The 15,350-nt window shown below is 62.3% G+C and carries 18 protein-coding genes; 10 read left to right on the top strand and 8 right to left on the bottom strand.

Going from position 1 to position 15,350, the window contains the following annotated elements; translation table 11 throughout:
• The first annotated feature begins 102 nt into the window (after positions 1–102).
• Entirely contained in the window at positions 103–1,377 is a 1,275-nt protein-coding gene (locus tag DDQ68_RS17205) for a M16 family metallopeptidase (RefSeq protein ID WP_109657408.1), read from the top strand.
• Between the two features lie 190 nt (positions 1,378–1,567).
• On the opposite strand, the gene DDQ68_RS17200 is transcribed toward DDQ68_RS17205, so the two are convergent.
• The 3 genes from DDQ68_RS17200 to DDQ68_RS17190 form a co-directional block, all read right to left on the bottom strand.
• Positions 1,568–1,909: a hypothetical protein gene (locus DDQ68_RS17200; RefSeq protein ID WP_162550199.1), complete on the bottom strand. Its 342-nt coding sequence runs from the start codon at positions 1,907–1,909 to the stop codon at positions 1,568–1,570.
• A 93-nt stretch (positions 1,910–2,002) separates the two neighbouring features.
• Positions 2,003–2,395, bottom strand: a complete 393-nt coding sequence (locus DDQ68_RS17195) for a hypothetical protein (RefSeq protein ID WP_162550198.1) — start codon at positions 2,393–2,395, stop codon at positions 2,003–2,005.
• A gap of 206 nt (positions 2,396–2,601) precedes the next feature.
• The gene (locus tag DDQ68_RS17190) at positions 2,602–2,967 is read right to left on the bottom strand and encodes a hypothetical protein (RefSeq protein ID WP_109657405.1); all 366 of its coding nucleotides are present in this window, start codon (positions 2,965–2,967) and stop codon (positions 2,602–2,604) included.
• Between the two features lie 113 nt (positions 2,968–3,080).
• On the opposite strand from DDQ68_RS17190, the gene pheS reads away from it, so the two are divergent.
• The 8 genes from pheS (at position 3,081) to DDQ68_RS17150 (ending at position 10,980) form a co-directional block, all read left to right on the top strand.
• Positions 3,081–4,154, top strand: coding sequence for a phenylalanine--tRNA ligase subunit alpha (gene pheS / locus DDQ68_RS17185; RefSeq protein ID WP_109657404.1), 1,074 nt, complete (start codon positions 3,081–3,083; stop codon positions 4,152–4,154).
• 49 nt (positions 4,155–4,203) lie between these two features.
• Positions 4,204–4,839, top strand: coding sequence for a Uma2 family endonuclease (locus tag DDQ68_RS17180; RefSeq protein WP_245897089.1), 636 nt, complete (start codon positions 4,204–4,206; stop codon positions 4,837–4,839).
• A 431-nt stretch (positions 4,840–5,270) separates the two neighbouring features.
• Positions 5,271–6,500, top strand: a complete 1,230-nt coding sequence (gene rimO, locus DDQ68_RS17175; RefSeq protein WP_438830723.1) for a 30S ribosomal protein S12 methylthiotransferase RimO — start codon at positions 5,271–5,273, stop codon at positions 6,498–6,500.
• Between the two features lie 304 nt (positions 6,501–6,804).
• Positions 6,805–8,394 (top strand): bacillithiol biosynthesis cysteine-adding enzyme BshC, encoded by a 1,590-nt coding sequence (gene bshC / locus DDQ68_RS17170; protein WP_109657402.1) that lies wholly within the window; start codon positions 6,805–6,807, stop codon positions 8,392–8,394.
• A gap of 19 nt (positions 8,395–8,413) precedes the next feature.
• Positions 8,414–8,740, top strand: coding sequence for an Imm50 family immunity protein (locus tag DDQ68_RS17165; protein ID WP_109657401.1), 327 nt, complete (start codon positions 8,414–8,416; stop codon positions 8,738–8,740).
• Positions 8,741–8,931: 191 nt separating this feature from the next.
• Positions 8,932–9,516 carry a 5-formyltetrahydrofolate cyclo-ligase gene (locus tag DDQ68_RS17160; RefSeq protein WP_109657400.1) on the top strand — a complete coding sequence of 195 codons (585 nt, stop codon included), beginning with the start codon at positions 8,932–8,934 and terminating at the stop codon, positions 9,514–9,516.
• A 109-nt stretch (positions 9,517–9,625) separates the two neighbouring features.
• Positions 9,626–10,153, top strand: a complete 528-nt coding sequence (locus DDQ68_RS17155) for an ExbD/TolR family protein (RefSeq protein WP_109657399.1) — start codon at positions 9,626–9,628, stop codon at positions 10,151–10,153.
• Positions 10,150–10,980, top strand: a complete 831-nt coding sequence (locus DDQ68_RS17150) for an energy transducer TonB (RefSeq protein ID WP_109657398.1) — start codon at positions 10,150–10,152, stop codon at positions 10,978–10,980. Before DDQ68_RS17155 ends, DDQ68_RS17150 begins: the two co-directional genes overlap by 4 nt.
• 252 nt (positions 10,981–11,232) lie before the next feature.
• On the opposite strand, the gene DDQ68_RS17145 is transcribed toward DDQ68_RS17150, so the two are convergent.
• The 5 genes from DDQ68_RS17145 to DDQ68_RS17125 form a co-directional block, all read right to left on the bottom strand.
• Positions 11,233–11,775 carry a GDYXXLXY domain-containing protein gene (locus tag DDQ68_RS17145; RefSeq protein ID WP_109657397.1) on the bottom strand — a complete coding sequence of 181 codons (543 nt, stop codon included), beginning with the start codon at positions 11,773–11,775 and terminating at the stop codon, positions 11,233–11,235.
• Between the two features lie 128 nt (positions 11,776–11,903).
• Entirely contained in the window at positions 11,904–13,145 is a 1,242-nt protein-coding gene (locus tag DDQ68_RS17140; protein ID WP_162550197.1) for a DUF2157 domain-containing protein, read from the bottom strand.
• 1 nt (position 13,146) lies between these two features.
• Positions 13,147–13,431 (bottom strand): hypothetical protein, encoded by a 285-nt coding sequence (locus DDQ68_RS17135; RefSeq protein ID WP_109657395.1) that lies wholly within the window; start codon positions 13,429–13,431, stop codon positions 13,147–13,149.
• 228 nt (positions 13,432–13,659) lie between these two features.
• On the bottom strand, positions 13,660–14,355 hold the full coding sequence (gene mnmC2, locus DDQ68_RS17130; protein ID WP_162550196.1) for a tRNA (5-methylaminomethyl-2-thiouridine)(34)-methyltransferase MnmC2: 696 nt from the start codon (positions 14,353–14,355) through the stop codon (positions 13,660–13,662).
• A gap of 34 nt (positions 14,356–14,389) precedes the next feature.
• A complete protein-coding gene (locus tag DDQ68_RS17125; protein ID WP_162550195.1) occupies positions 14,390–14,608 on the bottom strand; it encodes a hypothetical protein in 219 nt (72 codons plus the stop codon).
• A gap of 319 nt (positions 14,609–14,927) precedes the next feature.
• Here DDQ68_RS17125 and DDQ68_RS17120 point away from each other — a divergent pair, with 319 nt between their 5' ends.
• Positions 14,928–15,350, top strand: coding sequence for a thioesterase family protein (locus DDQ68_RS17120; protein ID WP_109657393.1), 423 nt, complete (start codon positions 14,928–14,930; stop codon positions 15,348–15,350).

Below are 15,350 nucleotides of genomic sequence, written 5' to 3'. Positions count from 1 at the left end.
TGGGCAGACCCGTACACTATTTTGCCGTTTCTGCTGTTAGAGACCTATTGAAATCGGACCCCCGTAAGTTTGCACCCAATAGATAGCCTCACTCCAATTTACATGATTAATTTCCAGGAATTTACCCTTGCCAACGGCCTGCGCTGCATTGTGCACGAAGATTTCAGCACCCCGATGGCCGTGCTGAACGTGATGTATGACGTGGGGGCCCGCGATGAGGACCCCGACCACACGGGCTTCGCGCATCTGTTTGAGCACCTGATGTTTTCGGGCTCCGTGAACATCCCCAGCTACGACGAGCCCTTGCAGCGCGTGGGCGGCGAAAACAACGCCTTCACCTCGCAGGACGTCACCAACTACTACCTCTCGCTGCCCGCCGCCAACCTCGAAACCGGCTTCTGGCTCGAATCGGACCGGATGCTGAACCTGGCATTTTCGGAAAATGGCCTGGAAGTGCAGCGCAAGGTGGTGGTCGAGGAGTTCAAGCAAACTTACCTCAACCAGCCCTACGGCGACGTGTGGCTGAAAATGATGCCCCTGGCCTACCAGGTGCACCCCTACCAGTGGAACACCATCGGCAAGGAAATTGCGCACATCGAGAACGCCGTGATGGACGACGTGCGCGGCTTTTTTAACAAGCACTACGCCCCCCAGAACGCCATTCTGGTGCTGGCCGGCGCCGTATCGTTTGATGAAGCCAAGCGCCTGGCCGAGAAATGGTTCGGGCCCATTGCCGGGGGCCCCGCCTACGTGCGCGACCTGCCCCAGGAGCCCACCCAAACCCAGGCCCGCACCCAAACCGTGCAGGCCCCCGTGCCCCTCTCGGCCCTCTACAAAGCCTACCACGCCCCCGCCCGCCGCGACGACAATTACTACGCCGTGGACCTGCTGGCCGACATGCTAGGCCGGGGCAAATCGAGCCGCCTGTACCAGCGCCTGGTGAAGGAGCTGGCCCTGTTCAACAACATTTCGGCCTCTCTTACCGGGGCCCTCGACGCGGGCCTGCTCGTGGTGAGCGGCAAGCTGAACGCCGGCGTGGACCTGCACGAAGCCAACGCCGCCGTGGAAGCCGTGGTGGCCGAGTTCGTGGCCGCCGACGTGGATGCTCGCGAACTGGAAAAAGTAAAAAACCAGGCCGAAAGCCTCCTGGTATTCGGCGAAATCGACCTGCTGAACCGGGCCCTCAATCTAGCCTACAGCAAGCTCATCGGCGACGCCAACCTGGTGAACGACGAGAGCCGCCGCATCCAGGCCGTGGACGTGGCCGCCGTACGCGCCGCCGCCGCCCAAGTGCTCCGCCCCGAAAACTGTAATACGCTCTACTACGAAGCCGTTGGCGAGTTCGTAGCCGAGGAAATAGAGATGGAAGCTGAGTAGAACGGCCGCACCAGACGGGCGGTGATACAAAAAAGGCCGCTGCGCCAAGCTACAAGGCCGTCATGCTGAGCGCAGCCGAAGCATCTCTCCCGCGCAAGTAATTATTTACTGCTGCGGGAGAGATGCTTCGGCTGCGCTCAGCATGACGGCCTTGTAATTATCGGCCACTCACCTCAATTTTCAGCTTCCCTTATTTCCGGGCGGGGCTGAGGGTGCTGTTGCTGCCGGGGGCCCCGGGGGCGGGCTTTTTGGCGTAGTGCTTGCGCGGGGGCACGTCGCCCATGTAGCTATCGATGTGCCGGTGGTCGGTTTGGGGCATAGGCATGCCGGGGGCCAGGTAGTAGTCGCCGCGCGACACTTCCATTTGGCGCTTGCCGGCCCCGGTGGCCTTGAGGGTACCGGCGCGGTAGTACTTGCCTTTCTTGCGGCTGGTTTGGCGCACCGCGCGCTTGTAGTTTTTAGTGCCGGTTTGGGCCTGGGCCCCGAATAACACAGCGAGCACTAGGGCACCAGCGAGGAAAGAACGTAGCATAACAGTACAATTATTTGGAATAAAGAAGTGGGCCCCAGCCGTTAGCCGGGGCCCACCTTTACGTGTAATCGTCAGCCGTGGATTAGTCCCGGCCTAGCGGGGGCTGGGCGAGAGCGTGGTTTGCTTCGTGCTAACCGGGGTTTTGCGGGGCGTGCCGTCGTAGTTGTCCATTTCGTGGCCCGTGCGGATGTGCACGCCCATGCCCGGGGCGGCGTACACCGCGTCGCGGCCCTGGCGGGCCTGGGCATCGTCGTAGGCCTCCCAGCCGGTGGGCTTCGTGACGGCGGCCATTACCGGCGTGGCGGGGTCGGGAGCAGGCCAGGCGGCGGCGGCTTGGCGAGTGGTTTTGCGCACGGTGCGCTGCGTTTTCTTAGCCACGCGGCGGGTGGTACGGGCGGTTTTTTTGGTGACGGCCGGCGCGGTTTGGGCGCTGGCCTCGGCAATTAGCAACACCGACAAAGCGAGGGTAACAAGGGAGCGGAACATGGGCGAAACGGGCTTAAGGAGTAGGGAGTTGCTTACCCAAAGTCGAAGACCGTGCCAAACTCAGATTCTATTGCCTGGGGCCCCAGGCCGCTGCTGAAACCACCCGGGGCCCCAAAGAACCACTTCAACCCAAAAACGCCCCGCCCGGCTGCGCGAGCCAAGCGGGGCGTTTCGACAAAAAGCAATGGGCCCGGGGGCCCCGGCGCTTACTTGGGCGAGAGCGTGGTGGTGCGCTTGGCGGGCTTATCGCCCGGCTTCTCGTTGGTCGAGTTATAAGGCTCCACTTCTTTGCCCGATTTTATGTCCACAGCCATGCCGGGGGCGGCGTACACGCCTTGGCCCTGGCCGCCGTCGTTGGCGGACGACGAGCTGGGGGCTCCGTTGCCGAAGCTGCCATCGGTGGCGGTGGCGTCGGAAGTGGCAGCCGGCACGGGCGCGGCCGCTTCGTGCATTGCGGTTTTGTGGGCGGTAGTTTTGTGCAGGGTAGTTTTGTGGATGGGGCGCGGGGCCGTTTGAGCGATGGCGGCCAGGGCCGAGGCGGCCAGCAGCAACGTGAAGAAAGAACGCAGCATGATGATGAAAGATCAGGGAGAAACAACAACGTTGGGCCCGCCTCCCGGCCGGCCCTGGCGGTGCGTACGCAGAACTACCCGCCGGGGTGCCGCCCGGCCGTAACTTTGTGGCTATGCTACAGGATTCCATTGCCGGCCTTGAGGCCGAAATCAGCGCCCAGGAGCTGGCCACCGCGGCCCAGCTCGACGCTTTCCGCATTGCCTACCTCGGCCGCAAGGGCCGCCTGGCCGACTTATTCGACCAACTCAAAACCGTGCCCGCCGACCAGAAGCGCGCCGTGGGCCAGCAGCTCAACCAGCTCAAGCAAGCCGCCCAGGCCCGCCACGACACCGCCCAGCAGGCCCTGGAAGCCGCCACTGCCAACCAACCCGCCGATGCCGGCTACGACTATACCCTGCCGCCCGTGCCCAACGCCTTGGGTACCCGCCACCCCCTGAGCCTGGTGCGCGAGGAGATGCTGCGCATCTTCGGCCGCATCGGCTTTGCGGTGGCCGAGGGCCCCGAGATTGAGGACGACTGGCACAACTTCACGGCCCTCAACTTCCCCGAGAACCACCCGGCGCGCGACATGCAGGACACGTTCTTCATCGCCCCGCCCGCGCTCAAAAGTCCGCTTGACCCGGCCGAATCCGGGGCCCCCGACGTGCCGCTGCTACTGCGCACCCACACCAGCAACGTGCAGGTGCGGGTAATGGAAACCCAGGCCCCGCCCATCCGGTCCGTAATGCCGGGGCGCGTGTACCGCAACGAGGCCATTTCGGCCCGCGCCCACATGATGTTCCACCAGGTGGAGGGCCTGTTCATTGACGCGGGCGTAAGCTTTGCCGACCTCAAACAGACGGTGTATTACTTTGTTAGTGAGATGTTTGGGGCCGATATTAACATCCGGTTCCGGCCCAGCTTCTTCCCCTTCACCGAACCCAGCGCCGAGATTGACATCACCTGCCTCATTTGCAAGGGCAAGGGCTGCAACATCTGCAAGTACTCGGGCTGGGTGGAAATTGGCGGCTGCGGCATGGTGGACCCCAACGTACTCGAAAATAGCGGCATCGACCCCGAGAAATACGCTGGCTACGCCTGGGGCATGGGTATCGAGCGCATCGCCATGCTCAAGTACCAAATCAAGGACCTGCGCCTATTCACGGAAAACGACCTGCGGTTCCTGCGGCAGTTCGAGGCCGTATAGGGCCCCTAGGTTCTGAATTAATTCGCCTGGTTTTGCTGTTGCCTTTGCCATGATGCCCAACTTGTTGCCCCCTGTGCTGCCGCCGGCCGCCGCGCTGCCCGAAGCCTCCGCCCCGGCCATCAGCTTGGCCGACTGGCTGAACCACATGACGGAGGACGAATTCTACGTCTTCTGCCAGCGCAACGCCGAGCTAAAGTTTGAACGCCGGGCCGACGGCACCATTGAGTTTTTGAGCATGACCGGAGGAACTACGGGCCGCCGCAACAGCGAACTGCTGACGGGTTTAACCATCTGGAACTGCCAAGGCCGGATGGGCAAAATGTTCAACTCGTCCACTGGTTTTCGGTTGCCCAACGGCGCGGTGCGTTCGCCCGACATGGCGTGGGTCCGCGCTGACCGCTGGGGGGCCCTGACGGCCAAGCAGCAGGAGCGTTTCCCGCTGCTGTGCCCCGATTTTATGGTGGAGATGGCCAGCCCATCCGATAGCCTAACTAATTTGACACCCAAGCTGTTGGAGTACATAGCCAACGGCTGCCGCCTGGCTTGGCTAATCGACCCCAAAACTGAAACCACCCGCATTTTCCGCGCCGACGGTTCGGTGAGCGTAGTCAAATCATTTGCCGAGACCTTGAGCGGCGAAGACGTTCTGCCCAGCTTCAGCTTCAATTTGAGCGCATTGCGCTAGTTTTTCAGCACTAAAAATCTTCCGTGGTAATTGTTAATGGTCTGTCATGCTGAACCTGCGAAGCATATTTTCACTGTTGCGCGGTTATCTAGCGTGAGAAGATGCTTCCTTCGTTAGCAAAATAGAAAAATAATTGGCGGTGGTCCAAAGTGGGATGATATTCTATTTTCAGTTATTAGCGCGTTCTAATGGGAACCACTTGAATGGAGTCAGAAAAACGGGAAAAAGTGCGTCAAGAAGCAGAATTAAATACTGGAATCACCCCGCTTTGGACCACCGCCAAATAATTAATTAGCATCAGCGAAATCACGGTTAATCAGTAGAAATCAGCGATAAAATCAACAATAGTGAAAGTTAGAAATCAAAACCAGAACAAGGTCAACGTCATCACGCTGGGCTGCTCGAAGAACATCGTGGACAGCGAGGTGCTAATGGGCCAGCTCCAGGCCAACGACTTTGACGTGACGCACGAGGCGACGAAAAGCGACGCCAACATCGTCATCATCAACACCTGCGGCTTCATCGACAATGCCAAGCAGGAAAGCATCGACACCATCCTGCGCTACGCCGACGAGAAAGAAGCCGGTCGCCTGGAGAAGCTGTACGTGACGGGCTGCCTCTCGCAGCGCTACAAGGACGAGCTGGAGGTAGAAATCCCGCAGGTGGACGCCTATTTCGGCACCCTGGAGCTGCCCCAGCTGCTGAAGGTGCTGAACGCCGACTACAAGCACGAGCTGGTGGGTGAGCGCCTGCTGACCACGCCGCGCCACTACGCCTACTTCAAAATTGCGGAGGGCTGCAACCGCCCCTGCTCGTTTTGCGCCATCCCGCTGATGCGCGGCAAGCACGTGGACCGCACCATGGACGACCTCGTGCGCGACGCCAGCCGCCTGGCCGCCCAGGGCACCAAGGAGCTGATTCTCATTGCCCAGGACCTGACCTACTACGGCCTGCAAGCCTACGGCGAGCGCAAGCTGCCCGAGCTGCTGCGCCGCCTGTCCGACGTGAACGGCATCGAGTGGATTCGGATGCAGTACGCCTACCCGTCGCAGTTCCCGCTGGAGGCGCTGGACGTGATGGCCGAGCGCGCCAACATCTGCAAGTACCTCGACATGCCCTTGCAGCACGGCTCGGACAACATGCTGAAAATCATGCGCCGCGGTATCACCCGCCGCCGCACGTCGGAACTGGTCGATACCATCCGGCAGCGGGTGCCGGGCATTGCGCTGCGCACCACGCTCATCGCCGGCCACCCCGGCGAAACGGAGGCCGACTTTGAGGAGATGTACGAATTTGTGCGCCAGACGCGGTTCGAGCGGCTGGGTATTTTCACGTATTCGCACGAAGACAACACGCACGCTTACACGCTGGAAGACAGCGTACCCGCCAATCTTAAGCAAGAGCGCGCCGACGCCATCATGGAGCTGCAGCAGGGCATTTCGCTGGAACTGAACGAGGCCCGCGTGGGCCAGACATACAAGGTACTGTTCGACCGCAAGGAAAGCGGGCACTTCGTGGGCCGCACCGAGTTCGACTCGCCCGAGGTAGACAACGAGGTATTGGTGCCGGTAGAGAAGGATACATTCGTGCGCCTGGGCGACTTCGCGAACGTGAAAATCACCTCCGCCACGGATTTTGACCTCTACGGAACACTTGTTTAAGGCAGTTTAGAACGTCATGCTCATCTGGCGTCCGCTTGCCGGAGCAGCTCTCCCGCAGCAGTAATCATGGTTAGTCAGCGGGAGGGATGCTTCGGCAAGCGGACGCCAGATGAGCATAACGTTTCAGGGTAGGCAATCTCGGGGGGTCTACGCGCCCGTCTTTGGGGCCCCGCCGCACAACCTCCTCCGAAAGGCAGCCAAACGGCTGCCTTTTTTGTTTAGTCCCGACCTTTGCGCTGCCTAGCGGGGCGGCCGCCGGGAATCGTCCCCAAAATCCGACCAATCCGCTCAATCCGATAAATCCGTGGTTCAGACACTTTCTTATGCCGACACCGGCGCTTTTTCCGGCCTCCTCACCGATTACCTGGCCCAAAAGCCCGCGCTGGCACCATTCTACCACCGCTGGCCGGCGCTCGAAAACTTCACGGCCCAAATTGAAGAGAAGCAAGCCGCCTATTCGTCCGCGGCGCGGCAGCGGCTGGTAGAGGCCCTGCGCGCCCAGTACGCCGCCGGCGAAGTGCCCGCCGCTGTGGCCGCCAACATTGAGCTGCTGGCGAAGGACACCACGTTCACCATCACTACCGGCCACCAGCTCAACCTGCTCACGGGGCCCCTGTACTTTGTGTACAAAATTGTGTCGGCCATTAAGTTGAGCCGCGAGTTGAAGGCTAAATACCCGCAGTACGATTTCGTACCCGTGTACTGGATGGCCACCGAGGACCACGACTTTGCCGAAATCAACCACTTCTCGCTCTTCGGCAAAACCTACCAGTGGGACGCCGAAGGCACCGGGGGCCCAGTAGGCCGCCTGCCCCTGGCCGGCCTCGACGAGCAGCTGCTGAGCCAGCTGCCGCCCGAGGTGCCGGCCCTATTCCGCGAGGCCTACCGGGGGGCCCCCACGCTGGCCGCCGCCACCCAACGCCTGGCCGACGGCCTGTTTGGCCAGTACGGCCTGGTAACGCTCGACGCCGACCGTCCGGATTTGAAGCAGGCCCTGGTGCCAGTGCTGGAGCAGGAAATCCAGCACCAAACCTCCAACGCCGCCGTGCAGGCCACCAACGCCCGCCTCACCGCCGCCGGCTACAAGCCGCAGGTGTACTCGCGGCCCCTCAACCTGTTCTTCCTCACCGACAGCGGCTTGCGTGAGCGGCTGGAGCCCGACGCCAGCGGTGCCGACTGCGTGGAGGTGACCGTGCGCAACACTGCCCGCTGCCACAGCCAGGCCGAATTGCTGGAGCTGGCCCGCCAGCAGCCCGAGCGCTTCAGCCCCAACGTGGTGCTGCGGCCCGTGTACCAAGAGCTGCTAATGCCCAACCTAGCCTACATCGGCGGGGGCGCGGAGGTGGCGTACTGGTTCCAGCTGAAGGACGTGTTCGCGGCATTTAAGGTGCCGTTCCCCATCGTGCTGCCCCGCAATTCAGCGCTGTACGTGAGCCGCGCCAACGCCGGCAAACTCAAGAAGCTGGGCCTAAGCACCACCGATATTTTCCGCCCGCTGCCCGAGCTAAAGAAGCAAGTAGGCGCCGCCCTGGGCCAGGAAGAAATCAGCCTGAAGGAGCAGCAGGAGGCGCTGGCCGCCACCTTCCAGCAGGTGCAGGACCTGGCCCAGCGCCTCGATGCCTCGCTGGTGCGCACCGTAGCCGCCGAAGCCCAAAAAGCCGCCGTCGGACTCGCTGGCCTCGAAAAGCGCCTCAGCAAAGCCGCCGAAACCAAGCACGAAACCGCCTACGCCCAACTCGCCGCCATCAAGGAAAAGCTCTTCCCCGGCGGCGGCCTGCAAGAGCGCACCGACAATGTGCTGAACGTGTTAATTAATAACCCCGAATTCATCAATCAATTAATAGGGGCCCTGGAACCGCTAGCGCTGAACTTCGCTGTGGTGGAGGAAGAGTAGACATCTAGTAACCAAAATTATGCCTACGCCTAATGTTGCAAACAAAGAATCACTTATTCAGTATTTGGGGCATTGGCCTTCGTTTCACGATGCCGAAATAGTAAGCTTAAAATTTACGCGGGGTGTACCCGAGTACTGGCCAGTAATTTGTCTAGAAATCGACATTATTGGGGTTTGCTTGGTAGAATTAGAATTTCAAGAAGTGCGGGATTATCAACTCGATGGATTTAATCATCAAAATGTGATTTTTGATATTCGCTTCAATGAAGAAGATGGATTAGTCAACTGTGAAATTGATACATCTTATGGATTAAATGGAAGCATTATAGCCCAGTGCGTGGCGTAAGGAAATTTTCGCCGCACATTTAAGAAGCTACCTAGAATAATTAGAGAGCACATTAGACCGTCATGCTGAGCGCAGTCGAAGTATCTCTAGCGCAGCAGTAATAACTGAGTAGTTAGCGGTAGAGATGCTTCGACTGCGCTCAGCATGACCGTTTTATTAGCTCAAGCAACTTCTTGTTAGTTCCTCTGGGAATGACCAAACCCGCCCTGCGCCGCACCGCCCTGGCCCGCCGCGGGGCCCTAACGGCCGCCGAAGTGGCGGCGCGCAGCGAATTAATTAGCGCGCAATTATTCCAGTATTTCCCGGTGGTGGCGTGGCGGTGGCTGCACGTGTTTCTACCATTAATTAGCAAGAATGAGCCGGATACCTGGGCGGTTATTCGGCACATTTGGGCCGATTTTCCGGGCTTGCGGCTGGCGGCGCCGGTGGTACAGCCCGACGGCATTTCGCTGAAGCACTACGAGTTGATAGCCGCTACGCCGCTGGTGGCCAACCGCTGGGGCATCCCGGAGCCGGTGGGGGCCCCAGCGGCGGCAGTTGCGCCCGCCGCCTTCGATGCGGTGCTGGTGCCGCTGCTGGCCTGCGACGTGGCGGGGCAGCGAGTGGGCTACGGCGGCGGGTTTTACGACCGGTTTTTGGCGCAGTGCCGACCGGGCACCATATTCATTGGGCTAAACATTTTGGACGAGCCGCCGGGGGCCTCGCTGGCTGATATGCTGCCCACCGACGTGGCCCTGACAGCCCTCGTGACGCCGGCGGGCGTGTGGCATTTTTAGGACCTCTGGCGGGCCGAAAATAAATAGTGGCTGGGGGCCCAAAAGCCTGCAATAAGGCAATATAGCGGTGCGTTGGTGGTTCATCTTCCACTCATTCGCCCCGTTGCCTATGGCCGCCCTCGAACCGAAAGCCTCCGCCCCCACTCCCAACGGCCGCCGACGAAGTAAGAAGGTGTCGACCCGCATCGACATGACGCCGATGGTGGACCTCGCGTTTCTGCTGCTCACGTTTTTCATGCTCACCACCACGTTCGCCAAACCCTACGTGATGCAGCTGACCATGCCCGTACCCGATGAAGCGCACCCCACGGCCGTGCCCGCTTCGAAGAGCCTGACCGTCATCCTGGGCAAAAACCACCGGGTGCACTACTACTTCGGCCTGAACCAGCCGGCCGACAAAACGGTGGCCGCCGCCCGGTTGGAAACCACGGATTTTGGGCCCCGGGGCGTCCGGCAGGTGCTGCTAGCCCGTCAGCAGCGGGGCCCCGTGGTGGTGCTCATCAAGCCCGGCGCCGACTCGCAGTACAAAGACATGGTGGACATTCTCGACGAGATGAGCATCACCAACCAGCGGCAATATGCCCTCACCAAGCTTTCCCCCGCCGACCTCACCCTTTTAACCAGCAACCCATTATGATGAACAATGCCCAGCTGGCCACGGCCAGCCTCGACGACATCGTATTCGACGGCCGCAACCGAACCTACGGGGCCTACGTGCTGCGCCACCTCTACCAGCGCCACGTGACGCGGGCGCTCGGCATTGCCCTCGCCCTGCTGGCATTGCTGGTGGGCGGCCAGGCCCTGGCACGGCTAATTAGGGGCCCCGAAGTGGTGGTTCCCTTCGCGCCCACCGGAATTGGCAACCCCGAGGTGAAACCGCTAATTATTGACCCAATTGTGTTGCCGCCGCCGCCCGTAGCCGCCGTGCAATCCAAAACGATGGCCGTCAATTCGACCAAATTCGACAGCATCAAGATCGTCCACAATAATGTGATTACCGAGGAAATTCCGGAGCAGGAAGCATTGGCCAGCACCCACGTAGCCGCCGTGACCATCAAAGGCGGAATTGACGAAGGCGCGCTTAAAGAGCTGGAAAGCACCGTGGGGCCCAACACTATTACGGGCGAAACCGTCAGCGACAAGTCCTACATATCGGTGGAGCAGATGCCGCAGTTGCCCGGCGGCGGCGGCACCGAGGCCATTGTGGCGGCCATCCAAAAGGCGGCGCGCTTTCCCGCTCAGGCCCTGGCCAACGGCGTGGAGGGCAAGGTATTCGCCAGCTTCGTGGTGAACGCGCAGGGCGAAGTAACGGACCTGAAAATTGTGAAGGGCCTGGGCTCGGGCCTGGACGAAGAAACGCTACGCGCCATCAGCAAGCTGCCGCGCTTCATACCTGGACGGCAAAACGGCCGGGCCGTGAGCGTGCAGTACACCGTACCGATTTCCTTCCGCATGGATAAGTAGAGCAACAGTTTTAGCAACAAAAAAGCCCCTGGCCGCACAGCCAGGGGCTTTTCTATTTAACGCTAATTAATAATTATTCGCGTTAATTGACCGTCGTGCTCATCTGGCGTCCGCGCAGCCGAAGTATCCCTTCCGCGGCAGTAATTAATTATTTAATCAGCGAGAGAGATGCTTCGGCTGCGCGGACGCCAGATGAGCATGACGTTTGATTATTCCTGGTTGGCGGCATTAAAAACACGTCAGCTGCCCAGCTTATTCGCTCACCTCCACAATGCGGGCTTGGCCCCAGGGCGCGATGCGCACCTGCACCCGCAGCGGCCGGGCCACGGTGGACTTGCGCAGCACGCTGGCCGCCGGCACGTAGTAGCGCTCCAGGCCGTAGCGCAGCCCCAGGGTGCGCGGAAATACGTCGGTGACCCAGCCGCGCAGCACCGCTTGGCCGGCCGCGGCGCGGGGCTCGGCAGCGTACACACCCAGCACGGTGGCCGCGGCGGGGGCCCCGGCCGAAGCAAGCAGCACGTACACGCTTTGGCGGGTGTGGGGCGCTTCGGGACCCTGCCACTGGGCGCGGGGCACGGTGGCCACGGCGTAGCGCAGGCGCACGAAATCGGTGGTTTTGAGGGTGGTGAGGTCGGCGGGGGTGGCGGCCAGCACCACGGCTTTGCCCAGGGCGGTGGTGGCGTAGCCCGCGCCGGCCACGCCCAGCACGTACAGTACCTGGGCCCCCACCAGCAGCCGCGGCAGCAGCTTGAACCGGGGCGGGGCTTCGGGAACGGCGGCGGCAACGGGGGCCATAGGGCGTTGTTTTAAGTGGTCGGTTGTTTAGTTGTCAGTTGTTAGTTGGTTCGTTGCCAATTGATGGTTACGCATTTACCAAGGCGCTAACAACTGACAACGAGCAACTAACAACTTAGCGAAGTGGGCTACTCGGTAGGTTTGGCGGCGGGGCCCGGGGCCCCGGCGGCGGCCAGCACCCGGGCGTTGCGGCGGCGCAGGTACCAGCTCAGGCCCAGCAGCAGCACCCCGCCGAGCAGGAAGAACAGCGACTTGTCGAGGAACGCCCACGTCAGCTTGAAGTACGCCACCATGGTGGCCCCCACAAACAGCACCGTGCCCAGCGTGAGCTGGTCGGCGTCGCCGGCGCGGTGGGCGCGCACCAGCACCGAGCCGGCGTGGGCGTACAGCACCACCAGCGTGGCAATGGCCAGCGGTAGCCCGCCCGGCAAATAAAAGCCCGGCAGTAGCAGCAGCCAGTCGGGCAGCGTATCGAGGCGGCCGCGCTGCTTTTTGCCCGCCACCGACAGCGCCAGCACCGCCGCCAGGGCCCCCAGGTAGGCCAGCACCGGCGGCCGCAGCAGGCCAGCGTAGGCATCGGTTTCGCCAAACAGGGCCAGGCCCAGGGCAAACAGGTAGGCCGCTATTAGCGGGGGCGCCTGCGCATTACGGCCGGCGTGGCGGTCGGGCTGCCAGTCGCCGGCCGCGTACACGACCATGGCTGGGATGAAAAACCAGGTGATTTTGGCGTGCGAAACGCCCACCCACAGCGCCGCCTGCCACAGCAAGCCGGCCGACAGCACGGTGCTCAGCAGGCCATCGGGACGGCGCCACCAAAGGTAGCCCAGGCCCCCGGCCAGTAGCGCGGCGGTGGCGTAGCTAAAGCTGCCCAGCGCCTGGGTGCAATAGGTTTGCACCGCCGCCCCAATCAGCACGGTGAGGGCGGCCAGCATGCGGCTGCGGTGCGCGTAGGCCAGGGCCACGCCAGCCACCACCCAGGCCAGCAGCCCACTAGCGTCGTAGCCCACCAGCTGGTAGGTCTGGCTGACGAGGATGATGCTGACGCCGAACAGCACCAGCCCCAGGCCTACCAGGCCCCGGCCCAGCGTGCGGTTGCCGCGCTGCATGAAGTAGTGTCCACCCGCGTAGGACCCTACCAAGCTGCTCAGTAGTAGGGCCAGGCGCGCCACCGGCGGCAACGCGGCCCAGTTGGCCGCCACCACGCTCAGGGCGCTCAGGGCCACCAGCAGGCTGCCCAGCAGCGGCAGCAGGCCCACGGCGGGCACGGCATCGGGCGGGTAGCGGGCCAGCAGCAGCTGCCGCTGGGCCTCCGTGATGAGGCCCTCGGCCACCCAGGCCGGGCTTTCGATACGGAGAAATTTATGGCTCATTCTAGCTGCAACATACATTAGCCGGCACGGCCAGCGCCGTTTCCATCAGCTCGGCCACCGCCTCGTCCAGCCCGTGGTACCAGTCGAGGTGCGGCGAGGTAGCCCCGCAGCCGCCGGGCCGCGGCGGGCAGTCGGTATCGCGCCAGCGGCGCTGGCAGCGCGGGCACACGGCCGCTGTGGCGAAGGTGTTCCACACGCAGCCGCAGGTGCACTGCCAGTGCGCCCCGCCGTCGGGCTCCCAGTGGCAGTGCGGGCAGTAAATGGCCAGGAATAAATCGTTGGTCATGAGGCGGTTAAATTAACATATTTGTTCTGCAAGGAACGTCATCCGGGGCCCCTGCTTGCACCATAGCCCTGAGGCGAGCGGGGACGTAAGGAACGTCATGCAGCGCGCAGCGAAGTATCTTTCCGGCGCCAGTAATCAGGGTTAGTTACGCGGAAAAGATGCTTCGCTGCGCGCCGTATGACGTTCTGTTTGGTGTATTTTTTTATCTGCCCCCTAACGGATAAACAGCTACGACGGCTTGCGGGCCCGCGTCATCTCGCGCTTGCCGGGGGGGCCCGGCAGCTTCTCGGTAAGCCAGCCGGCGGCCCGCAGGTTGCGCCGGAACTGGCCCTGGGCGCAGTAGCTCACCAATAGGGCCCCGGGCGCAGCGGCCGCGAATAGCTTCGCAAATACGGCTTCCGTCCACAGCTCGGGCTGCTTTTCGGGGGCGAAGGCGTCGAAATAAATCAGGTGGTAGTGGCCCGGGGCCAGCGCGACGGTTTGCACGGCCCGGGGCACTTTTTGCACGGTGAAGCCGGGCGCCAGTTCCACCGGCACGTTCCAGGGCGCGGCGTGCAGGCGGGCAAACTGCCCGGCCGGCCCGGGGCCCTGCTGGTCCCACTCGGGCTGCAAGGCGGCCACCACGGCGCGGGGCAGCGGGTAGGTTTCCAGCCCGTCGTAGGCAATGCGCGCGCCCGCGGCTTGGCCAGCGGCCAGCGTCAGCAGGGCATTCAGGCCAGTGCCCAGGCCCACTTCGAGGATGCGCAGGGGCCCACCGGCAGTGGGGCCGGCGGCCAGCAGCGGCCCCAGCCCGGCCCCGACGAACACGTGCACCGCCTCCCGCCGGGCCCCGTGCGTGGAGTGGTAATGCTCGTGCAGCGCCGGCACGAACAGCGTGAGCGAGCCGTCCTCCGTGGTGCGCACCTCTACCAGCAAATTGCTCATTAATTAGTTGGTTAGCAAGTGGAAAACAACTGCGCTAGTCGTTGCGCATCCACCGGGCGGAGGAAGAATGAGCGCCGTAGGAAGCCAGGAAGGCCAGGATGCCCACCACCACCCCCGCCGCCGTGCTCGAGAACAAACCCAACGCCAGTGAGTAGCCAATGGCTTCCCAAAACAGGCTGAAACAGACGCATAGGGCCACCGCCAGCGCCCGGTACCGCAGGCAAACCGCCAGCACCACAAACACCCCACCCAAACACCCACCAGGAATGCCGCACCAAGCCGACCAGCCCGGCTAGCACGAGCATTTCCACACCCAGCACGTTGCGAAACTTGTGGTCCTGGTGGGCCTGGCTCACGCCCCGCCGGACGGCCTCCCCAGTCATGAGCACCGATGGGGCCCCGGCCGGCAGCGGGCGGGGCCCCGGCGCCTGGTCGAGCATTTCGCCGCAGTACCGACATTTGCGGGCCTCGGCCATGATTGTCTCCGCACAAAATGGGCATTTTTTAAGCGTAGCGCTATTCTCCAAAACGATGGCAGTTAAATGTAAAACGTCCGTTAGCCTCCTTACTGCATGGCCCGCGTAAAAGTAGAGTTGCCCGCCGCTTTCTCCTTCGCGGTGGAAATCCCCGTCCGCATCACCGACCTCAACTACGGGGCCCACCTCGGCAACGACGCGCTACTCAGCATCTTGCACGAGGCGCGGGTGCAGTACCTGGCCCACCTCGGCACGGCCGAATTTGACGCCGCCACCCGCCTGGGCTTCATCATGGCCGACGTGGCCATCGAGTACAAGGGCGAGGCGTTTCACGGCGATGTGCTGCGCATCGAAGTAGGGCCCCTGGACCTGAATAAGTACGGGTTCGACCTAGTGTACTGGGTGAAAAACCAGGCCGGCAAGGAAATAGCCCGCGCCAAAACCGGGATGCTCTGCTTCGACTACAACACCCGCAAACTGCGCGGGCTACCCGAGGAGTTGGCGGCGCGGCTAGGATAA

The organism is Hymenobacter nivis, assembly GCF_003149515.1.
GTDB classification, from domain to species: domain Bacteria; phylum Bacteroidota; class Bacteroidia; order Cytophagales; family Hymenobacteraceae; genus Hymenobacter; species Hymenobacter nivis.
Note: the sequence above shows the minus strand (reverse complement) of the source record. Positions and strands in the feature narration are given on the sequence as shown.